This window comes from Bradyrhizobium vignae (genome assembly GCF_900324035.1).
Classification (GTDB): domain Bacteria; phylum Pseudomonadota; class Alphaproteobacteria; order Rhizobiales; family Xanthobacteraceae; genus Bradyrhizobium; species Bradyrhizobium vignae.
Genome location: NZ_LS398110.1, coordinates 2,375,866 through 2,395,266, shown reverse-complemented (window position 1 = coordinate 2,395,266; position 19,401 = coordinate 2,375,866). Strand labels below are relative to the sequence as shown.

General features: G+C 65.4%; 20 protein-coding genes and 1 riboswitch. Of the genes, 13 read left to right on the top strand and 7 right to left on the bottom strand.

The features are described 5' to 3' along the window. Window positions 1-204: 204 nt before the first annotated feature. From BRAD3257_RS11660 to BRAD3257_RS11650, 3 genes are all read right to left on the bottom strand, one after another. The gene (locus BRAD3257_RS11660; protein WP_122401945.1) at window positions 205-864 is read right to left on the bottom strand and encodes a hypothetical protein; all 660 of its coding nucleotides are present in this window, start codon (window positions 862-864) and stop codon (window positions 205-207) included. 132 nt (window positions 865-996) lie between these two features. Beyond that, a complete protein-coding gene (locus BRAD3257_RS11655) occupies window positions 997-1,686 on the bottom strand; it encodes a class I SAM-dependent methyltransferase (protein ID WP_122401944.1) in 690 nt (229 codons plus the stop codon). 34 nt (window positions 1,687-1,720) lie between these two features. Next, window positions 1,721-2,773 (bottom strand): glycosyltransferase family 4 protein, encoded by a 1,053-nt coding sequence (locus BRAD3257_RS11650; RefSeq protein WP_122401943.1) that lies wholly within the window; start codon window positions 2,771-2,773, stop codon window positions 1,721-1,723. Between the two features lie 273 nt (window positions 2,774-3,046). Between BRAD3257_RS11650 and BRAD3257_RS11645 the strand changes: the two genes are divergently transcribed. Together BRAD3257_RS11645 and BRAD3257_RS11640 are read left to right on the top strand one after the other, a co-directional pair. After that, complete coding sequence (locus tag BRAD3257_RS11645) at window positions 3,047-3,763, top strand: L,D-transpeptidase (protein ID WP_122401942.1); 717 nt, start codon at window positions 3,047-3,049, stop codon at window positions 3,761-3,763. A gap of 112 nt (window positions 3,764-3,875) precedes the next feature. After that, entirely contained in the window at window positions 3,876-4,295 is a 420-nt protein-coding gene (locus tag BRAD3257_RS11640; protein WP_122406503.1) for a c-type cytochrome, read from the top strand. A 136-nt stretch (window positions 4,296-4,431) separates the two neighbouring features. Here the strand turns inward: BRAD3257_RS11640 and BRAD3257_RS11635 are convergent, their stop codons facing one another. Beyond that, window positions 4,432-4,755, bottom strand: coding sequence for a hypothetical protein (locus BRAD3257_RS11635; protein WP_244607929.1), 324 nt, complete (start codon window positions 4,753-4,755; stop codon window positions 4,432-4,434). Then, complete coding sequence (locus BRAD3257_RS11630; RefSeq protein WP_122401941.1) at window positions 4,748-5,542, bottom strand: DUF899 domain-containing protein; 795 nt, start codon at window positions 5,540-5,542, stop codon at window positions 4,748-4,750. The genes BRAD3257_RS11635 and BRAD3257_RS11630 overlap by 8 nt, the downstream gene beginning before the upstream one ends. A 150-nt stretch (window positions 5,543-5,692) precedes the next feature. Here BRAD3257_RS11630 and BRAD3257_RS11625 point away from each other — a divergent pair, with 150 nt between their 5' ends. The 8 genes from BRAD3257_RS11625 to BRAD3257_RS11590 all read left to right on the top strand — a co-directional run bounded on the left by BRAD3257_RS11625 (window position 5,693) and on the right by BRAD3257_RS11590 (window position 15,785). Then, complete coding sequence (locus BRAD3257_RS11625) at window positions 5,693-6,913, top strand: HTH domain-containing protein (protein ID WP_122401940.1); 1,221 nt, start codon at window positions 5,693-5,695, stop codon at window positions 6,911-6,913. Window positions 6,914-6,943: 30 nt separating this feature from the next. Beyond that, window positions 6,944-7,582: a Vgb family protein gene (locus BRAD3257_RS11620; RefSeq protein ID WP_162500167.1), complete on the top strand. Its 639-nt coding sequence runs from the start codon at window positions 6,944-6,946 to the stop codon at window positions 7,580-7,582. Between the two features lie 139 nt (window positions 7,583-7,721). After that, on the top strand, window positions 7,722-9,293 hold the full coding sequence (locus BRAD3257_RS11615) for a DUF4403 family protein (protein ID WP_122401938.1): 1,572 nt from the start codon (window positions 7,722-7,724) through the stop codon (window positions 9,291-9,293). 311 nt (window positions 9,294-9,604) lie between these two features. Further along, window positions 9,605-10,714 (top strand): ABC transporter ATP-binding protein, encoded by a 1,110-nt coding sequence (locus tag BRAD3257_RS11610; protein WP_122401937.1) that lies wholly within the window; start codon window positions 9,605-9,607, stop codon window positions 10,712-10,714. Window positions 10,715-10,779: 65 nt separating this feature from the next. Further along, window positions 10,780-11,829 (top strand): ABC transporter substrate-binding protein, encoded by a 1,050-nt coding sequence (locus tag BRAD3257_RS11605; RefSeq protein WP_122401936.1) that lies wholly within the window; start codon window positions 10,780-10,782, stop codon window positions 11,827-11,829. A 282-nt stretch (window positions 11,830-12,111) separates the two neighbouring features. Beyond that, window positions 12,112-13,362 (top strand): ABC transporter permease, encoded by a 1,251-nt coding sequence (locus tag BRAD3257_RS11600; protein ID WP_122401935.1) that lies wholly within the window; start codon window positions 12,112-12,114, stop codon window positions 13,360-13,362. Then, a complete protein-coding gene (locus BRAD3257_RS11595; protein ID WP_162500166.1) occupies window positions 13,359-14,186 on the top strand; it encodes an ABC transporter permease in 828 nt (275 codons plus the stop codon). The genes BRAD3257_RS11600 and BRAD3257_RS11595 overlap by 4 nt, the downstream gene beginning before the upstream one ends. A 387-nt stretch (window positions 14,187-14,573) precedes the next feature. Beyond that, on the top strand, window positions 14,574-15,785 hold the full coding sequence (locus BRAD3257_RS11590; RefSeq protein WP_122401934.1) for an ABC transporter substrate-binding protein: 1,212 nt from the start codon (window positions 14,574-14,576) through the stop codon (window positions 15,783-15,785). Window positions 15,786-15,895: 110 nt separating this feature from the next. On the opposite strand, the gene BRAD3257_RS11585 is transcribed toward BRAD3257_RS11590, so the two are convergent. Further along, the gene (locus BRAD3257_RS11585; RefSeq protein WP_122401933.1) at window positions 15,896-16,417 is read right to left on the bottom strand and encodes a PRC-barrel domain-containing protein; all 522 of its coding nucleotides are present in this window, start codon (window positions 16,415-16,417) and stop codon (window positions 15,896-15,898) included. 458 nt (window positions 16,418-16,875) lie between these two features. Further along, a complete protein-coding gene (locus BRAD3257_RS11580) occupies window positions 16,876-17,076 on the bottom strand; it encodes a hypothetical protein (protein WP_122401932.1) in 201 nt (66 codons plus the stop codon). A 230-nt stretch (window positions 17,077-17,306) separates the two neighbouring features. Between BRAD3257_RS11580 and BRAD3257_RS11575 the strand changes: the two genes are divergently transcribed. From BRAD3257_RS11575 to thiS, 3 genes are all read left to right on the top strand, one after another. After that, complete coding sequence (locus BRAD3257_RS11575) at window positions 17,307-17,840, top strand: lytic transglycosylase domain-containing protein (RefSeq protein ID WP_122401931.1); 534 nt, start codon at window positions 17,307-17,309, stop codon at window positions 17,838-17,840. Between the two features lie 188 nt (window positions 17,841-18,028). Beyond that, window positions 18,029-18,170: riboswitch (TPP riboswitch) on the top strand. Further along, window positions 18,158-19,168 carry an FAD-dependent oxidoreductase gene (locus BRAD3257_RS11570; protein WP_122401930.1) on the top strand — a complete coding sequence of 337 codons (1,011 nt, stop codon included), beginning with the start codon at window positions 18,158-18,160 and terminating at the stop codon, window positions 19,166-19,168. (Overlaps the previous riboswitch by 13 nt.) Continuing rightward, the gene (gene thiS / locus BRAD3257_RS11565; RefSeq protein WP_122401929.1) at window positions 19,159-19,356 is read left to right on the top strand and encodes a sulfur carrier protein ThiS; all 198 of its coding nucleotides are present in this window, start codon (window positions 19,159-19,161) and stop codon (window positions 19,354-19,356) included. The genes BRAD3257_RS11570 and thiS overlap by 10 nt, the downstream gene beginning before the upstream one ends. Window positions 19,357-19,401 lie beyond the last annotated feature (45 nt).

Here is a 19,401-nt window from a genome sequence, read left to right as displayed (position 1 = left end):
CGCGGAGACACCCCCACCCCAGCCCTCCCCGCAAGCGGGAGAGGGAGCCTACTTTCAATGCCGCTGCATTGTGTGCACCATGTGCGATTGCCCCACCGCGCGCGGAGAGAGGCGAAGATGCAGCCCCCAAGACGTGGATGCCCGGCACGAGGCCGGGCATGACGTAACCAGCAGACATAGGAGTGCGTTGTGTCCGCCGCGCGCTCAGGCGTGCTGCTCTTCGAGCGTGGGCTCGCCGATCAGGCCGAGGGTGTGCTCGGGGTTGAGATGCAGGCCGGGGTCCATGAGCTCGCCGCGCATCAGGGCCAGCGGCGCCTTGCGATAGAGCATCAGGTCGTGGAACGGATCGGTCAGGATCTTGGTCATCCAGACGAGACCGGTCTCGACGTCGCGGATGAAGAACAGGTGCACGGTGCGGAACAGCAGGCCGCCGCCGCCGACCACGAGCCAGATCTTGGCGACCTGACGCATGAAGTCGGTCGCGCTTTGCCACGGCGTGAACAGGCCGAACAGGGTGGGATCGGCAACCAGCACCAGCGGCGAGAGCGCCCAGATCGCCATCAGCACCACCTTGCGCTGCAGGTTGTAGCCGACCTTGATCTCTTCCTTGTACTCGTGCGTCGCCTGGTTGATGTGGTCGTAAGTGTGCGGCTCGAAGAAGAAGTGACCGGCCTGGCGCGAGGTCATCGAGACCAGCCAACCGACCAGCGCGGAGACCACGGGATCGATGAACAGCCAGACATAGGCGAAGAGGAAGCTCAGCGCGCTGACGAAATGCAGGCTCTGATTGATGCGGCTGTGGTGATAGTAGCGATGGTCGTCCCAGCGCTGGATCCGCAGCTGCTCGAGATAGTTCCTGATCATGCTCTCCCCCAAAATGCTTTCGGGTCCGGGATTACAGGGATTCGATGTAGGCCGTGTGACATCATCATTTCGTCATGTGACGATGTGCAGCGGCGCGATGACGCACGCGACGCGTGAGCTCACGCCGCCTTCTCAAGCCGCCTTGGCGACGTCGACCTTGCGGAAGCGCACCAGCGAGAAATGGCCGAGCGGCGGAATCAAACGGCGCTCGGCGAGCTCCATGCCATGCGCGCCGGCGAGCCATTTCGCGTAACGCGACCAGGCGAACTCCGCCGTGCGGAAGCCGAGCGGACGCACCACCGGCTGCAGCTTCTGCTCGATGAAGCGGCGCATGCCGGTGTCGGCGCTGACGCGGGTGAGGATGATCAGCTCGCCGCCGGGACGCAGCACGCGGGCGAATTCGTCGAGCGCCTTCTCCGGGTTCGGCACGGCGGTGACGACGTATTGCGCCATCACGACGTCGAAGGAATTGTCGGGGAATTCGAGCTTCTCGGCGTCCATCACCGCGAGGCCCTCGACGTTCTTCAGCTTCTGCTCTTTCACGCGCCGCCGCGCCTTGTCGAGCATCGCTTCCGAGATGTCGGTGCCGAAGATGCGCAGGTTCGGCGCGTAGAGCGGCAGCGAGATGCCGGTGCCGACGCCGACCTCGAGCACGCGGCCGCCGATCTTGTTGGTTGCCGCGATCGCGGCCTGTCGACCCTTGGCGAACACGCCGCCGAACACGAGATCGTAGACCGGCGCCCAGCGGTCATAGGCCTGCTCGACCGTGCCGCGGGTGAGGTCGAGCTGCTGGGTGCCGTCAAGGTTCATGATCTTGGCCATCGATGAGGTTCTCGCTGTGGGTTCGAATTGACGATCAGCTGCGCACCGGCCGCCGCGCCATGCGAGGCGAGGCGCGCAGGACACGGCTGGGCTGAAGTGAGGTGAGATTGCCGACGAACTGGCGCGCGCTGTTCTCCCAGGAGCGCTCCAGCGCGAAATTGCGGCAGGTCTCGCGCGACATGGTGAGTGCGCGCAGGCACGCGATGCGCAGATCGTGGTCGATCGCGCCGATCGGGTGATCGGCGATGACGTCCTTCGGACCCGTGACCGGAAAGGCCGCAACCGGCGTGCCGCAGGCGAGCGCCTCGAGCTGCACCACGCCGAAGGTATCGGTCAGGCTCGGAAACACGAAGACGTCCGCCGCGGCGAGATGCGCGGTGAGATCCGCCCCCTTCTTCTCGCCGAGGAAAACCGCGTCCGGATACTTCTTTTCGAGCGCAGCCTTCTGCGGACCGTCGCCGACGACGACCTTGGTGCCGGGCAGGTCGAGTGAGAGGAACGCTTCGAGGTTCTTCTCCACGGCCACGCGCCCCATGGTCATGAAGATCGGGCGCGGCAGATCGAGGCTCGCGGGAGCGTCGGGATGGAACAGCTCGGTGTCGACGCCGCGCGTCCAGAAGCCGAGCCGCTTGAAGCCGCGCTCGGACAGCTCCTGCCGCAGCGAGGGTGTCGCCACCATGGTCATGGCGGCGGCATCGTGGAAATGGCGCAGCACGGCATAGCCGACCGCGGCCGGAATGCCGGTCCGCACCGAGACATATTCCGGAAAGCGCGTGGTGTAGGAGGTGGTGAAGGCGAGCCGGTTGCGGCGGCAATAGGCCCGCGCGGCCCAGCCGATCGGGCCCTCGGTCGCGATGTGCAGCGCCTCGGGCGTCGCCCTCTCGATCCGCCGTGCGATCTCCTTCCCGCTCGGCAGCGCAATGCGCAGGCCCGGATAGGTCGGCAGCGGCCAGGACGGAAAGCCGTCGGGGGTGAGGAAGTCGATCTCGACATCGAGGGCCTTGGCCGCATTCGCCAGCGAGGTCAGGGTGCGGACCACACCGTTGACCTGCGGATGCCAAGCGTCGGTCGCGATTAATACCCGCATGGGAAAGTCCCGAGAGTTTGATGATTCTCAGGTACCGACCATCAACGAAGGATATTTCAGGCGTGTGACGTCACAGAAGTGTCGGCCCACTGTTTTGTTCGTTAATGGCCTCGCGGAGCCACGAAACTGTCATGAAACAATCCTTGCCGCCATGAAACCGTTTTCGGTTTTCCGCGCAAATGTCCCGAAACGTTTTGCAGTTAATGATCCACGCAACGGAGCACCGAAACGGTGCCGCGGTGAGCAGAACACCGAGCAAACAGGGGCGATCACATGTTCAATCTGGACACGTTCAAGACGTTTTCGCGCGCCGTTGCATTCGGCGCAGTCGCGGTCTCCGCAATCGCATTCGCTGGTGCAGCCAAGGCCGCGCCGGTGCAGCTCTTCCCCTTCTTCCAGCCGCTGCCGCCAATGGCCGCGCCGCAGCCGATCCAGCCTTATCAGCCCTATCAGGCAGCGCCTTACCAGGCCGCGCCGTCCGAGGATCAGGACACCGTCGAGATGCCGGCCCGCTTCCGCCGCCAGACGGTTTCCTACGCGACGCGCGAGGCGCCGGGCACGATCATCATCGATACGCCCAACACCTATCTCTATTACGTGCTCGGTAACGGCCAGGCGCTGCGCTACGGCATCGGTGTCGGCCGCGACGGCTTCACCTGGTCCGGCATCCAGTCGGTGAGCAAGAAGGCCGAGTGGCCCGATTGGACCCCGCCGCCGGAGATGATCGCCCGCCAGCCCTATCTGCCGCGCCACATGGCCGGCGGCCCCGGCAATCCGCTCGGCGCGCGCGCCATGTATCTCGGCAGCACCATCTACCGCATCCACGGCACCAACGCGCCCGAGACCATCGGCAAGCACGTCTCCTCCGGCTGCATCCGCATGACCAACGACGACGTCACCGACCTCTATTCCCGCGTCAACGTGGGCACCAAGGTGATCGTGCTGCCGATGACCGAGCGGCGCGCGGATCTCGGCACCGCGACGCGCTAAAGCGACCGGACATTGTGACGCAAACGGCCCCGGAACCCACCGGGGCCGTTTTCGTTTGCCCTCGAGATCCCGACGCGCGCTCGCTGCGGTGCGGTCTCCGACGGAGGCGCAGATGCAATCACGCCAGCAACCATCGTCAGGCACGCGGCTGCGCTCGATTGCAGGCGCGGGCGCATTGACGCTGCTCCTGTCGGCACCCTCCTCGCTGGCGCAGCAGCCGGCGAGCGATGACAGCGGCCAGCAGGCCTTCAACAATTCTTGCCGCACCTGCCACTCCGTGAAGGAAGGCGACAACCGCCTCGGTCCCAACCTCAACAAGATCGTCGGACGCAAGGCCGGCTCGCTGCCGAACTACAATTACTCCTCGTCGATGAAGGAAGCCGGATTCGTCTGGGATCAGGACAAGCTGACCCGCTTCATGGTCAAGCCGGACGAGGTCGTCTCCGGCAACAAGATGCAGCCCTATGGCGGCATCTCGGTGGATGAAGCGGGCAAGATCGTTGCGTATCTGCAGGCGGCGGGAGCGCAATAGCGGCGCAGGCGCCGCGTGTTGGGGCTTGCATCGAAAATCGCGGCGCATCCTTCGAGACGCCCGCCGGCGGCGGACCCTCAGGATGAGGGTTGAGTGTGCGGCTGCATTTTCGCCGCCGGGCCGCGGCCAGTCAGCCTCATCCTGAGGAGCGCGCCCTTGCGCGCCTCTCGAAGGACGAGGCGTTCACACCGGCGGAAGTCGACCGGTTCGAGATCAACCTCAGCCACGCCGCCGAATGAAACGCGCTCATCAAGAGATACATCGGCACCATCCCGCCGAGCAGCGATCCCTGCCCGGCGCCGCACAGCATGTTTGCCGCTCCGTCGCCGAGCACGGCCGTCAGCAGCGCCATGACCGCGAAGGTTGGCGTGGCCGCAAGGCCAAGCCATCTGGCGAGGTGGCGCGCGGCCACCATGCCATCGCGACGGGCGGGCGCGGTTGGGCTCAGCGGACTAGTCACGACCTTCCGCGGCCTCCTTGCGAAACGCCTTCTCGCCGGCGTCCGAGATCTCGACCCACTTCTGATCGGGCGCCGCTCCCTCCGTGTAGCTGTCGTGCCAGTTCCACCATTTGTAGGTCGGGGTCTGCGGATAGCCCGGAGGCGAGTCCTCCCACACCTCCTGGCGGCCGAGCGGGGTGATGTCGAGATAGTTCCAGGTGCCGCCCATCTGCTCGTCGCCGCGGCTCTTGACGAAATAGGTGCGGAAGATGCGCGTTCCGTCGCGGTAGAACACGTTGGTGCCGTGCCATTCGCCGACGCCGAAATCGGCGTCGAAACTGTCGGTGATGGTGACCCATGGCATGATCCAGCCCATCCGCTTCTTCAGCCTGATGATGTCGGCCTGCGGCGCGCGCGAGGCGAACACGAGCGTGGTGTCGCGTGCGTTGAGGTGGGCGACATGGGCGACCTGGTCCGCGACCATGGAGCAGCCACGGCAGGCGTGATCGGGCCAGCCGAACACGCCTGGCTCGAAGAAGGCGCGGTAGACGATCAGCTGCCGCCGGCCCTGGAACAGGTCGAGCAGACTGAGCTTGCCGCCGGGGCCCTCGAACGCATAGGTTTTGCTGACTTCCATCCACGGCATGCGCCGGCGCTCGGCGGCCAGGGCGTCGCGGGCACGGGTATGCGCCTTTTCCTTCACGAGCAGTTGCTGGCGGGCGGCCTCCCAATCCTGCGGCGACACCACCGGTGGGGTCTGCATGGCGGTCTGTCCGTTCGTCCCTGCTTTGTCTGCTGAAGTCATCATGGTTCTCCAAACTCCTTGCCTGACGTCTCGTCCGGGCGACCTTCCCGCGTCTCGCGGAACCGATCGTCCCTCGCCGCACATTGTCGGCCGTCAGCGATGTCTGGCACCAAGCGGCTGGGCGGTGGGAGTAACAAGTGTGGCGGGATTGACATGGAGTCGCTGATCACCGCCGCCGCGCGCGCGCTCGAAGCCGGCGATCCGCTCGGTGCCCTGAACCGCGTTGCGCTGCGCAACGATGCGCCGTCGCTGGCGTTGCGCGGCATCGCGATGGCACAGCTCGGCGAGCTCGCCAAAGCCAAGTCGCTGCTGCGCACTGCCGCGCGCGCCTTCGGTCCGCGCGAGGCCGTGGCACGCGCGAGGTGCATCGTCGCCGAAGCCGAGATCGCGCTGGTCTCGCGCGATCTGAGCTGGCCCGTGAAGACGCTCGCGGCGGCGCGCGCGACGCTCGAAAACCACGGCGATCTCGTCAATGCCGCCCATGCAGGCCATGTCGAGGCGCGTCGCTTGCTTCTGGTCGGGCGCCTTGATGAGGCCGAGCGCACGCTGGCCGAAGTCCGCCCTGCGCCGCTCCCGCCTGCCTCCCAGGTCGTCCGCGAGCTCGTGGTCGCCGGCATCGCAATCAGGCGGCTGAGGACGAAAGAGGCACGCGCGGCCCTCAGCCGCGCGGCTCACGCGGCGCGCCTTGCGAGAATCCCGGCGCTCGTGGCCGAGGTCGAGAGCGCGAACATCATACTCGACACGCCGGCAGCGCGCCTGATCGCGCGCGGCAGCGAACACCCGTTGTTGCTTGGAGAAATCGAACGACTGGCGACCTCGACGGCGCTCGTCGTGGACACCTTCCATCATGTGGTGCGCAGGCAAGGCGTCGTGGTGTCGCTGGGAACGCGCCCCGTGCTGTTCGCGCTCGCTCGTCTGCTGGCGCAGGCATGGCCGGCGGATGTCTCGCGAGAGACGTTGATATCAGGCGCGTTTCAAGCCAAGCACGCGGACGAGTCGCACCGCGCGCGATTGCGCGTCGAGATCGGACGGCTCCGCACCCAGCTCAGGCCTTTGGCCGATGTCAGCGCGACCAAGCAGGGCTTTGTGCTGGCGCCGCGGAAGATTCGCGACGTCCTCGTGCTGGCGCGGCCCAATGAGGAGAAGCACGCCGCTGTCCTCGCTTTTCTCGCCGACGGCGAGCCGTGGTCGAGCTCGGCGCTCGCACTTGCGCTTGGGATCAGTCCGCGCACCGTGCAGCGCGCCCTCGAGGAGCTGGCGCGCTCGGGCAAGGTGCAGTCCTTCGGACACGGACGCGCGCGCCGCTGGATGACGCCTCCCGTTCCGGGTTTCCCGACAGGCTTGTTACTCCCCACGCCGCTCCTGAAGACATAAGGTGTGCACCAGTTCACAGGTATCGAGCACATGAAACGTTCAGCCGCCGAGATCGTCACGGAGTATGGACCGTTTCCGGGTGTCGAGGCCGTGCACGGCGTGACCTATGACGGCAAGCGTGTCTGGTTCGCATCCGGCGACAAGTTGAACGCTGTCGATCCGGCCAGTGGCAAAATCGTGCGCTCCATCGACGTCGCGGCGCATGCGGGAACGGCGTTCGACGGCCGGCACCTGTTCCAGATCGCCGAAGATCGCATCCAGAAGATCGATGCGGCCTCGGGCAAGGTGCTCGGCACCATCCCGGCGCCCGGCGGCGGCGGCGATTCCGGCCTGGCCTGGGCCGAAGGGTCGCTTTGGGTCGGACAATATCGTGAGCGCAAGATCCATCAGGTCGATCCCGAAACGGGAAAGGTTCTCCGCACCATAGAGAGCAAGCGCTTCGTCACCGGCGTGACCTGGGTCGACGGCGAGCTCTGGCATGGCACCTGGGAGGGCGAGGAGAGCGATTTGCGGCGGATCGACCCTGAAACGGGCAAAGTGATCGAGCAACTCGACCTGCCCGCCGGGGCAATCGTGTCAGGGTTGGAATCAGATGGCGGCGATCGCTTCTTCTGCGGCGGCGGTGGTAGCGGCAACGTGAGAGCGGTCCGCCGTCCTCGGCGCAGCTAGCCCCGTCGTGATGACTTGAAGCGGGCGACGGCGCGTTCGCAGCCGTTAACCTGTTCGCCCCAATTCCACCCAACCGGTGCGCTCTAGCGCCCTCCTCGCCCGCCCTGTAAAATCTCCGCCGGGGCGGCTTGGGGGATCGATGCGACTCACGTTGAATTTGAAGACCATCCTGATCGGCGTCGCAGTGCTCGCGGGATCGTTCTTCATCAGCCTGAAGGTGATGGACGTCCTGTCGCCGCGCGCGACGAATTCGGCGCCGCCGGTCGTCGCGCAGCTGCCGCCGCTGCCGCCCGCCTCGAAGAGCTCCATCGTCGTCGCGCCGGTCGCCATCGCGATATCTGCGATCCGCGAGCAGGCCGAGAAGGCCGCGCCGCGCAATTTCGCCGGTAAGGCCGACAACCCGATCTCGCAGATCCTGGAGAACGCCGATATCGGCTGGTCCGCCGCGCGCGGGCCGATGGCAGCGAGCGGCGACAAGGACGTGCTGACGATCTCGACCCCGCTCACCGGAAAGCTCAACGTGACGGGCTCGCTGTCGTCGAAAGCCACAGGCGCGCTTGGCGACGCACTCGGCAGCGTACTCGGCGGTGACGCAGCGAAGCGGATCGGCGCGGTCAACATCAAGAACCTGAACGCCAGCGCCGAGATCAAGGGCAACGTCGTCGTCACCTCGCGCCCGAAGCTCGCCGCTGCCTGGCATCTCGAGCCCAATCTCGGAGCCCAGGTCAATCTCGGCGACACCAACCTCAACGTCGCCGGCGCGAAGGTCAACGTGCCGGCGCAGGTGAAGCCGCTGATCGACAAGAATGTCGGCGAGCAGATCAACGCCGTCTCCGAGCGCATCCGCAACGATCCATCGCTGCGCGAGAACGCGAAGACGCAATGGGTCAAGGCCTGCCGCTCGATCCCGCTGCAAGGCTCGGGTTCATCGGCCGCGCTGCCGCCGCTCTGGCTCGAGATGAAGCCGGTGCGGGCGATCGCGGCGCAGCCGCGCGTCGATGCGCAGGCCGTGACGCTGCTGCTCGGCCTCGAGGCCGAGACGCGCGTCACCTCGACGCAGACCAAGCCGGAGTGTCCGTTCCCCGACAAGATCTCGATCGTGCCGCCGACCGGCACCGGCGTGAACATCGGCGTACCGATCGACGTGCCCTTCACCGAGATCAACAAGCTGATCGCAGCGCAGATGGTCGGCCACACCTATCCCGAGGACGGCTCCGGCCCGGTCGACGTCACCGTCAAGAGCGCCAACGTCATCCCCTCGGGTGACCGGCTGCTGATCTCGCTCTTGGTGCGCGCCAAGGAGAAGAAGAGCTGGTTCGGCTTCGGTGCCGAGGCGACGGTGCACATCTGGGGCCGGCCGGTGCTCGACCAGGCGCGGCAGACGCTGCGCCTCGCCGACATCCAGCTCGCGGTGGAGTCCGAGGCCGCCTTCGGCCTTCTGGGCGCCGCCGCGCGCGCGGTGGTGCCGCAGATGCAGCAGGCGCTGCTCCAGAAGGCGACCCTCGATCTGAAGCCGATCGCCGCCAACGCGCGCGAGAAGATCGCGGCCGCCATCGCCGACTACCAGAAGAGCGAGGACGGCCTCAAGGTCGAGGCCAGGATTGAAAGCCTCACTCTCGCCGACATCGCGTTCGATTCCAAGACCCTGCGCGTGGTCGCGGAAGCCGGCGGCTCGCTGAATGTGTATGTGACGAAGCTGCCCGGAATGTAGCGCGCCCCCACTCACCGCGAGGCTATCGCACCATCCTACGAGACGCCCGCTTTAGGCGGGCTCCTCAGGATGAGGACGGAGTGCGCGGCTGCAGTCTCAACGAGCCCTGCCGCCGATTTGCCTCATCCCGAGGAGGCGCGTAAGCGCCGTCTCGAAGGACGAGGCGTGCGCGCAGGCCTCCGCGACGAGTCGCATGCGATGCCTTGCCCACTCACCAGGCCTCGCACGCCTCTTCGTCGCTTGCGCCGCTGGCATTCTCGCTGGAGGATGCTAATCTCGCACGGCACGGTAGGGGACAACGCGAGGACAACATGGAAGCCGGCATGGTCACACCCGCGCCGGCGCTGGTGCGCTTTTCCGGCATTCAGAAGACCTATGATGGCGAGCATCTCGTGGTGAAGAACCTCGATCTCGACATCAGGAAGGGCGAGTTCATCACCCTGCTCGGCCCGTCGGGCTCGGGCAAGACCACCACGCTGATGATGCTGGCCGGCTTCGAGGTGCCGACCCATGGCGAGATCTACCTCGCGGACCGCCCGATCAAGAACGTGCCGCCGCACAAGCGCGACATCGGCATGGTGTTCCAGAACTACGCCCTGTTTCCGCACCTGACCATCGCGGAGAACATCGCCTTTCCACTATCCGTTCGCAACACGAGCAAGGCGGACGTGCAGGAGCGCGTCAGCGCGGCGCTGCGCATGATCAAGATGGAAAGCCTGGCGCAGCGGCGGCCCGGGCAGTTGTCCGGCGGCCAGCAACAGCGCGTGGCGCTGGCCCGCGCGCTGGTCTTCAATCCGCAGCTCGTGCTGATGGACGAGCCGCTCGGCGCCCTGGACAAGCGCCTGCGGGAGCAGATGCAGCTGGAGATCAAGCAGCTGCACGAGACGATGGGCATCACCATCGTCTACGTCACCCACGATCAGAGTGAAGCGCTCACGATGTCGGATCGGATCGCCGTGTTCAACGACGGCATCGTGCAGCAGATCGACAGGCCCGACGCGCTGTATGAGCATCCGGTGAACAGCTTCGTCGCTCACTTCATCGGCGAGAACAATGTGCTGGCCGGCACCGTCGAGACGATCGACAAGGAGTTTTGCCGGGTTGTGCTGGCCGGAGGCGGCGCCGTGACCGCGCGGGCTGTCAACATCTCAGGCGCGGGTGCGTCGACCTCGCTGTCAGTGCGGCCGGAGCGGATCGCCATCGTCCCGGACGGCAGCACCAGCGACGGGGTCAATCGCCTGCCGGCAAAAGTCCAGAACACGATCTATCTCGGCGACCACGCGCTGGCCGTACTCGAGGTCGCCGGCAACGGCGAGTTCATGGTCAAGCTTCAACCGGGAGCGCATCACAGCCTCACACAAGGGGAAAGCGTCTTCATCACCTTCCGCCCCGAGGATTGCCTGGCTCTCGACCCCGTCTGATCCAACGCAAAGCGGACATGAAACAATCAATCTCGACGCAACTCACACAAGAAGGAACGAAGACCATGCTGAATCGCAAGATCGCTCTGGGGTTCGCCGCGGCACTGAGCGCCAGTGCTGCGCTGGCGACAGTTGCGCAAGCGCGCGACCTCACCGTCGTATCGTGGGGCGGTGCGTATCAGGATGCTCAGAAGAAAGTCTATTTCGAGCCGTTCAAGAAGGTAACAGGCGTTGCGATGAACGACGAGGCCTGGGACGGCGGCGTCGGCGTATTGCGCGCCAAGGTGCAGGGTGGTGCCGCCACCTGGGACGTCGTCCAGGTCGAAAGCGACGAGCTCGCAGTCGGCTGCGAGGAAGGCCTGTTCGAGAAGCTGGACTATTCCAAGATCGGCGGCGAGGCCGCCTACATCCCGCCGGCGGTCAATCCTTGCGGCGTCGGCGCCATCCTCTACGATTTCGTTCTCGGCTACGACAAGGACAAGCTGAAGGAGGCACCCCAAGGCTGGGCCGACTTCTTCGATACCAAGAAGATTCCCGGCAAGCGCGCCTTGCGCCAGGGCCCGAAGACCACGCTGGAGATCGCCCTCATGGCCGACGGCGTCGCACCAATGGACGTCTACAAGGTGCTGGCGACCGACGAAGGCGTCGATCGCGCCTTCAAGAAGCTGGATACCATCAAGGGCGACATCGTGTGGTGGAAGGCCGGCGCCCAGCCGCCGCAATTGCTCGCCTCCGGGGAGGTGGCGATGACCTCGGTCTATAATGGCCGCATCGACACCGCGAACAAGAACGAGAAGAAGAACTTCGGCATGGTGTGGGACGGCGCGCTGTTCACCCTCGACAGCTGGGTGATCCTGAAGGGCAGCCCGAACAAGGACGCGGCCTACAAATTCCTGGACTTCGTCGGCAAGGCGGAGAACCAGTCCAAGCTCTCGGAGAACATCGCCTATGGAACTTCGAACAAGGATGCCGCCGGCCGGCTCGCGCCCGCCGTCCTGAAGGACCTGCCGACAGCGCCTGACAACATCAAGAACGCGGTCGAGATCAACGTTGGCTTCTGGCTCGAGAACATCGACCGCCTGACCGAGCGCTTCAACAAATGGGCAGCGAAGTAGGTCCCGACAGCACCGGCGTGCGGCGCAGGCGGAGGGAAAAACGTGGCGGATAGCTCGCCCGCGGTGCATCCTTCGAGACGCCCGCCTATGGCGGGCCCTCAGGATGAGGTCTGAGTCTGTGGCAGCGACTTTACAGACACCGATGTCGAGGAGGCTCGTCCTGAGGAGGCCGCGAAGCGGTCGTTTCGAAGGACGAGGCGCGCGCTCAGACCGGCCCGAAATGCCATATGCGATTGCCCGCCCGGAAATGGCGGGGGACGTCCGGTCAAAGAGGTTCGCGCCATGACAGCGGCGTCCCTGACCGAGACCGAAGTGCCGCTCAAGCGCCAGTTGAGGCGAGCGGAGCGGGCACGCCAAGTCAAGGCATTGGCGCTGGTCCTGCCGCTTCTTGTCTTCCTGCTCTTCACCTTCGCAGGCCCCATCGCCGGCATGCTCTGGCGCGCGGTCGATGACCGCGAGGTGCGCCAGGTTCTGCCGCAAACCATAGCTGTTCTCGCGGACTGGAACGGCAAGGACCTCCCCAACGAAAAGGCCTATGCCGCGCTGGCAAGCGACATCATGGCGGCGCGTGGTGCCGGCAGCATCGCCATCGCGGCCAAGCGGCTGAACTACGCACTCAACGGCTTCCGCACGATCCTGACCAGCACGGCGCGCAATCTGAAGGCAGCTCCGGAGCCGGGCACGGCCAAGGAGACGTTGGGCAAGATCAACCCGGCCTGGCGCGAACGCGCCACCTGGGCGACGATCAAGGACGCCGGTGGTCCCATCACCGGATTCTACCTTCTCGCCGCGCTCGACCTGACGCGGAACGCGGACGGCGCGATCGTCGCAGCCCCGAAGGATCAGGCCATCTACCGCGAGGTTTTCGCCCGCACCTTCCTCATCAGCCTCGGTGTCACGGCACTCTGCCTGATCCTCGGCTTCCCGGTCGCCTACTTGCTGGCGACGCTGCCGCCGGTCCGGTCGAACCTCTTGATGATCTTCGTCCTGCTGCCGTTCTGGACGTCTCTGCTGGTCCGCACCTGCGCCTGGATCGTGCTGTTGCAGAGCAAGGGAATCGTGAACGACAGCCTGCACTGGCTTGGCATCATCGACGAACCGTTGCGCCTGATCTACAATCGCTTCGGCGTCTGCGTGGCCATGACCCACGTTCTCCTGCCGTTCATGATCCTGCCGCTGTACAGCAGCATGAAGGCGATCTCGCCTGCATACATGCGTGCCGCCGCCTCGCTCGGCGCGCCTCCCCTCACCGCCTTTCTGCGGATTTACCTGCCTCAGACCTTGCCCGGCATCGGCGCGGGAAGTCTGCTCGTCTTCATCCTCGCGCTCGGCTATTACATCACGCCGGCCCTGGTCGGCGGCGCCGCAGACCAGATGATCAGCTACTTCATCGCACTCTACACCACCGAGACGGCCAATTGGGGCCTTGCTTCGGCATTGGGGGCGGTGCTGCTCTTGGCCACCGTTCTGCTCGCTCTCGTCTACGGCAAGCTGGTGCAGGGACAGCAGGTCACGGGAGGCATGAAGAATTGAGCGACAATTCCTCCCTCCGCACGCCCAGCCAGCGCATCGCGTGGACCGCGACCATCGTCGTCTCGACGCTGGTGTTCATCTTCCTGATCGCGCCCATCCTTGCGATCATGCCGCTGTCCTTCAGCTCGGGCTCGTACCTGACCTATCCGTTACCGGGCCTGTCCTTGCGTTGGTACGACGACTTCATCACTTCGCCGCGCTGGATGCATTCGTTGAAGAACAGCATGATCATCGGCGTCGCCTCGACGGCGCTGTCGATGGTGCTTGGCACGCTGGCCGCGCTGGGGCTGGCGCAGTGGAAGAGCCGGTTCAAGCCGCTCGTACTGGCTTTCGTGCTGTCGCCGGTGGTCGTGCCCGGGGTCATCACCGCGGTGGGCCTGTATTTCTTCTTCGCGCCGATCGGACTGACCGGCAGTTATCTCGGCCTGATCCTGGCCCACACCGCGCTGGCGACGCCGTTCGTGGTGATCACGGTCGGCGCGACGCTGCAAAGCTTCGACACCAATCTGTCCCGCGCCGCCGCCTCGCTCGGTGCTTCGCCAATCTACGCGTTCCGCCGCGTGATCCTGCCGCTGATCCTGCCTGGCCTCGCTTCAGGCGCGCTGTTCGCCTTCGCGACCAGCTTCGACGAGGTGGTGATCGTGCTGTTCATGGCAGGTCCCGAGCAGCGCACCCTGCCGCGCGAGATGTTCAGCGGCATCCGCGAGAACATCAGCCCGACCATCACGGCAGCGGCGGTGATCTTGACGACGGTCTCGGTCATCCTCCTCGCCACCCTGGAAGGCTTGCGCCGGCGTAACGAACGGCTCAAGGGCGGCGGCTGAAAGGCGGCGCTCCTCCTTCTCCCCGCGCGCGGAATGGCAATCACATATGGCATTCTGCGCAACCTAAGCGCGCGCCTACTCCTTGACGACCGCTCCGCGGTCTCCTCAGGGCTGAGGCTAAGCGGCATCGGTGCTTGTTGAAACGACTGCCGCACACTTGGTCCTCATCCTCAGGGCCCGCCAACGGCGGGCGTCTCGAAGGATGCCACAGGGGACTCTCTCCCATATGCGGTTATCCTGCCGCAGGCGCGGAGAGGCGAAGGGAACACCCCGCCCCTTCTGATTTTGCATTCCGCTATGACGCGCGCCGCTTAGCTGCCGCGACCGATTGCCGCTACAACCGTGCCCGCAACAACGCCCGAACAACAACATACAGGGAGAAACACGATGCAAAAGCTATTCGCCGCCGTCGCGGCCGGCCTCGCGCTCGCCGCGACTTCCGGCGCCGCGCACGCCCAGATCTCCGACGACGTCGTCAAGATCGGCGTGCTCACGGACATGTCGAGCCTCTATGCGGACGCGACCGGCAAGGGCTCGCTCGCCGCGGTCGAAATGGCGGTCGCCGATTACGGCGCCAAGGTCGCGGGCAAACCGGTGCAGGTGGTCGCTGCCGATCACCAGAACAAGCCCGACGTCGGCGTCAACATTGCCCGCAACTGGTACGACAACGACAAGGTCGACGCGATCTTCGACGTGCCGACGTCATCGGTAGCGCTGCCGGTCTCGGCGCTGACGCGCGAGAAGAACAGGATCCACATCAATTCCGGCGGTGGCTCGTCCGACATCACCGGCACCGCCTGCTCACCCAATACCGTGCACTGGACCTACGACACCTATGCGCTGTCGAACGTCGCCGGCAAGGCAATGGTCAAGCGCGGCGAGGACACCTGGTTCTTCGTCACCGCCGACTACGCCTTCGGCATGGCGCTGGAGCGCGACGCCGCCAACGTGGTCAAGGAGAGTGGCGGCAAGGTGCTCGGCGACGTCCGCCATCCGCTCAACTCGTCGGACTTCTCCTCATTCCTGCTGCAGGCCCAGGCCTCCAAGGCCAAGGTCGTCGCGCTGGCGAATGCCGGCGGCGATACCACCAATGCCCTAAAGCAGGCTTCCGAATTCGGTCTGACCCAGGGCGGCCAGAAGATGATCGCGCTCTTGCAGGAGATCACCGACACGCATTCGCTCGGCATCAAGTCGACGCAAGGCCTGATCGTCACCGACGCCTTCTACTGGGACATGAACGAGGAGACGCGCGCGTTCTCGAAGCGCTTCAACGAGAAGGTCGGGCACATGCCGACCATGATCCAGGCCGGCCTTTATTCGGCAACGATGCACTATTTGAAGGCGATCGACGCGATCAAGACTGACGCGGCGCCGAAGGTGATGGAGCAAATGCGCGCGACTCCGGTCAACGACTTCTTTGCGAAGAACGGCAAGATCCGCATCGACGGCCGCATGGTCCACGAGATGTATTTGTTCGAGGTCAAGAAGCCCGAGGAATCCAAGGGCGAGTGGGACCTCTACAAGCTGATCGCCACCGTGCCCGGCGACGAGGCCTTCCGCCCGCTCGACAAGGGCGGCTGCCCGCTGGTGACGCATTAGCCTCCGCAACTTCCGTCATGCTTCGTCGCAAGAACTCCTCGCAATGACGAAGACACGACAGCGCGCCCGGTGGAAACCAGGCGCGCTTCGTTCAGCCGACTAGAAGTCCATTACTCCGAGTACTTGAACTCGGGCATGTTCTTCAGTTCGTCCTTGCTCGCATTGAACACGGCGTGGTCGGGGTACCACTTCGACGCGGACGTCGTGGTCGTCGCGGTCTTGTCGGTTCCGGTCGCTGCGCCGGTCGTCGTGGTCGAGGCCGGCCGGCCGGGCGGGTTGGTGGCGGCCGTGCCGGTGTAGGCGACGGGCTCGTTGACGAACTTCAGTTTCTCGTAAGGCACCGCAACGAGGTGCTCGCCCATGCCGAGGAAGCCGCCGACGCCGATCACGGCCATCTTGACGTTACCGCTCTTGTCCATCAAGAGGTCGTTGATCGAGCCGATGTTCTCGTTGGCCTCGTTATAGACCTTCACGCCCGACATTTTCGACACGCGCCACTGGTCGGACGCGCTCGTCGTCGTGGCGGTGGCCGCCGGTGCCGCCTTGTCGGTGGTCGCGGTCGGCGCTTGCGCGAACGCAGCGGTCGCCAGCAGTGCTGTGCCGGCAAGGCCGGCAACGATCGATTTCATCATGTTGTCCTCTCCTTCAACGAAAACCTTGTGTGGAGAGAACAGCGCTGATCACGCGCAGTTCCGTGCGCACCGCAATTTCGTTGCGCAATGCGCGAGCGGAGAATTCACGAGACTTGTTCCTGCGTCACTCAGGAACATTTTGCGACGCACGGTTCCCCGCCGATTGATCATGCGCCCTGGGTGAAGCCTGACCGCTGCGAGGACCGCGCCGACCTGGCGTCGCCCGGGTCAGCTGCTGCAGCCGCAGCGGCGACTGGTGGCTGCCGGCGGAGGCCGCCGCAATCGAGGTCATGATGGCTCCGTGGTTCTTGTTGCGGGAGTTTCGTGGCGAACGGCGCCATGCGTAGCAAATCGGGTGAGGGGTGCAGATCCCACGAGAGAACGCACCCCCCACCCGGCGCTACGCGCCGACCTCTCCCCATGGAAGAGGTGAAGAGATCGCGATGTGTGGCAAAGCCTCAGGCGGCGAGCGGCGGATGCTCGATCGCGTGCTCATCGAAGATCGCGACCGCCTCGAAGCGGTAGCCGCAGGCCTGGCACTTCCAGAGATAGGAAACGCGCCCCTCGCCCGGCTCGATCCAGTCCGGGAACGGGATCGGTGTGCCACATTGTGCACAAGGGTTCTGCCTGGGAATGTCGTCGATGTCTGCTGGGGTCATGGACGTCCTCCCGAGTGCTGGTTTGGATCAGCGATTTTGGGCGAATGCGCCAATGGACAGACCCGCTGTCGCGTAAGGGCGCGCCGCCAGCTCCAAGCTTAACCCAGGTTTAAGTCGTAAAAGCGACGAGCCGGCGAAAATCGCCGCTGGTGACGTTTCGCCACATCATCGCCGTGTTCCCACGGCCTAACGCGCGAGGGTGCAGGTCCGTTCTGCCGAGGAATATTTCGATGAAAATTTTGCGTATTGCCGTGCTTGCGGCGGCAGGGCTGATGATGCCGCAGGCTGCATTCGCCGGCGAAGCCGAATACGCCGAGATGGTTGCAGCCCATGCCCGCGCCAACGGCGTGCCGGAGGCGCTGGTGCATCGTGTCATCATGCGCGAAAGCCGCTATCAGCCGCACCTCGTCGGCCGTGGCGGCACCATCGGGCTGATGCAGATCAAGCTCGCGACCGCCCGCGGCGTCGGCTACACCGGCGATGCCGCCGGCCTGCGCGATCCCAACACCAACCTCACTTATGCGGTCAAGTACCTCGCCGGCGCCTATCGCGCCGCCAACGGCGACCACGCCCGAGCCGTGCGTTATTTCGCGGGCGGCTATTACTACGCTGCAAAGCGCCAGCGCCAGGAGGCGATGCAGGTCGCCAATGCGGGCGAGACCTTGCTCGAGCCGAACGGCAATCCGCAGCCGATGTTCGGCACGCCGCCGCATCGCAAGCTGGCACAGGGCGTCCGTAACGCGCGGGCGCAGGCGCCGAAGTAACTTCCGTGTCCCGGACGCGCTGCAACGTGTAGCGTTGCTGCGCAGAGCCGGGACCCAGCATCTCCACGAAGATGGGCCCCCGCTCAGCAGCGCACCACGCCGCAAAAGGCGCGTGCGTCCGGGGCACGGCTGCAGTGCAGTTCCGTGCCAACACGCGTTGACCACTCCGCCCCACTGGCATACATTGACGCCGTTCCGAGGGGTGCTCCGAGGAGGAGCTGAGATACCGCTAAATGGGCAATTCGGCCAACACCGGCTGCTCAAGACCGCGGTGACCCTTTGAACCTGATCCGGGTCATGCCGGCGAAGGGACAGGGATGTACCAGACCACCAAGCGGCCGGATTCACCGGTATCCATCATCGGCGCAGGCATTGCGGGCGCCTGGCACGCCCTGCTGTTCGCACAGGCCGGTCACGCCGTCACCTTGCACGAGCGCGGTGACGAGGCGATGACGGACTCGACCAGCCATTGGGCCGGCGGCATGCTCGCGCCCTATTGCGAGGCCGAGGTCGCAGAACCCATCATCAGCCGATTGGGGCTTCGCTCCCTGGACATCTGGCGGCGCGAGCTGCCCGACACGCCTTTCAACGGCTCGCTCGTGGTCGCCCATCCGCGCGAGCGCAACGATTTCGAGCGCTTTGCGCGCATGACCGAGGATCACCGCCGGCTCGATGCCGCGGGCCTTGCCGAGCTCGAGCCGTCGCTGGAGGGCCGCTTCCGCGACGCGCTGTTCTTCCCCGCCGAGGGCCATGTCGAGCCGCGGCGCGTGCTGCCGAAGCTGCACGAGCGCATCCGCGCCGCCGGCGGCACCATCAAGTTTTGCAGCGACGTCAGCGCAAACGACCTCGACGGCATCGTGATCGACTGCCGCGGGATCAGTGCGCGCGACGAGCAGAGCGAGCTTCGCGGCGTCAAGGGCGAGATGATCCTGATCGAGACCCGTGAGGTGCAGCTGGCGCGCCCGGTGCGGCTGATCCATCCGCGCTGGCCGCTCTACGTGATCCCGCGCGAGAACGGCCTGTTCATGCTGGGCGCGACCTCGATCGAGGCGGAGGACACCGGCGTCAGCGTGCGCTCGGCGCTGGAGCTTTTGGGCGCGGCCTATACGGTGCATCCGGCCTTCGGCGAGGCGCGCATCGTCGAATTCGGCTCAGGGCTTCGGCCTGCTTTTCCCGACAACCTGCCGCGCATCGGCATTCGCGACAGCAGGATCAGCGTCAACGGGCTCTACCGCCACGGCTTCCTGCTCGCGCCGGTCCTCGCCGAGCTGACGCTCGCCTATGTCCATCGCGGCCAGATCGACAACGAGGTGATGCAGTGCTTGTGATCGTCAACGGCGAGCAGCGCGAGGTGAGCGCGGCCAGCGTCGGCGCGTTGCTCACCGAGCTCGACTACGAAGGCACCCATTTCGCCATCGCACTCAACTACGACGTCGTGCCGAAAAGCCGCTGGGCCGAGACCGCGCTGAAGGCCGGCGACGAGATCGAGATCATCACGCCGCGGCAGGGAGGGTGAGGATGGTGGCTGTCCATTCGTCGCCCCGGCGCGCACCAAACACTC

What these genes read in the sequence shown, in the direction of transcription:
- BRAD3257_RS11580 (WP_122401932.1), bottom strand. Translation starts at nt 17,076, where the DNA reads ATGACCCCAGCAGACATCGACGACATTCCCAGGCAGAACCCTTGTGCA.
- BRAD3257_RS11615 (WP_122401938.1), top strand. Translation starts at nt 7,722, where the DNA reads ATGCGACTCACGTTGAATTTGAAGACCATCCTGATCGGCGTCGCAGTG.
- BRAD3257_RS11630 (WP_122401941.1), bottom strand. Translation starts at nt 5,542, where the DNA reads ATGATGACTTCAGCAGACAAAGCAGGGACGAACGGACAGACCGCCATG.
- BRAD3257_RS11600 (WP_122401935.1), top strand. Translation starts at nt 12,112, where the DNA reads ATGACAGCGGCGTCCCTGACCGAGACCGAAGTGCCGCTCAAGCGCCAG.
- BRAD3257_RS11660 (WP_122401945.1), bottom strand. Translation starts at nt 864, where the DNA reads ATGATCAGGAACTATCTCGAGCAGCTGCGGATCCAGCGCTGGGACGAC.
- BRAD3257_RS11640 (WP_122406503.1), top strand. Translation starts at nt 3,876, where the DNA reads ATGCAATCACGCCAGCAACCATCGTCAGGCACGCGGCTGCGCTCGATT.
- BRAD3257_RS11645 (WP_122401942.1), top strand. Translation starts at nt 3,047, where the DNA reads ATGTTCAATCTGGACACGTTCAAGACGTTTTCGCGCGCCGTTGCATTC.
- BRAD3257_RS11655 (WP_122401944.1), bottom strand. Translation starts at nt 1,686, where the DNA reads ATGGCCAAGATCATGAACCTTGACGGCACCCAGCAGCTCGACCTCACC.
- BRAD3257_RS11585 (WP_122401933.1), bottom strand. Translation starts at nt 16,417, where the DNA reads ATGATGAAATCGATCGTTGCCGGCCTTGCCGGCACAGCACTGCTGGCG.
- BRAD3257_RS11625 (WP_122401940.1), top strand. Translation starts at nt 5,693, where the DNA reads ATGGAGTCGCTGATCACCGCCGCCGCGCGCGCGCTCGAAGCCGGCGAT.
- BRAD3257_RS11610 (WP_122401937.1), top strand. Translation starts at nt 9,605, where the DNA reads ATGGAAGCCGGCATGGTCACACCCGCGCCGGCGCTGGTGCGCTTTTCC.
- BRAD3257_RS11590 (WP_122401934.1), top strand. Translation starts at nt 14,574, where the DNA reads ATGCAAAAGCTATTCGCCGCCGTCGCGGCCGGCCTCGCGCTCGCCGCG.
- BRAD3257_RS11650 (WP_122401943.1), bottom strand. Translation starts at nt 2,773, where the DNA reads ATGCGGGTATTAATCGCGACCGACGCTTGGCATCCGCAGGTCAACGGT.
- BRAD3257_RS11570 (WP_122401930.1), top strand. Translation starts at nt 18,158, where the DNA reads ATGTACCAGACCACCAAGCGGCCGGATTCACCGGTATCCATCATCGGC.
- BRAD3257_RS11575 (WP_122401931.1), top strand. Translation starts at nt 17,307, where the DNA reads ATGAAAATTTTGCGTATTGCCGTGCTTGCGGCGGCAGGGCTGATGATG.
- BRAD3257_RS11620 (WP_162500167.1), top strand. Translation starts at nt 6,944, where the DNA reads ATGAAACGTTCAGCCGCCGAGATCGTCACGGAGTATGGACCGTTTCCG.
- BRAD3257_RS11605 (WP_122401936.1), top strand. Translation starts at nt 10,780, where the DNA reads ATGCTGAATCGCAAGATCGCTCTGGGGTTCGCCGCGGCACTGAGCGCC.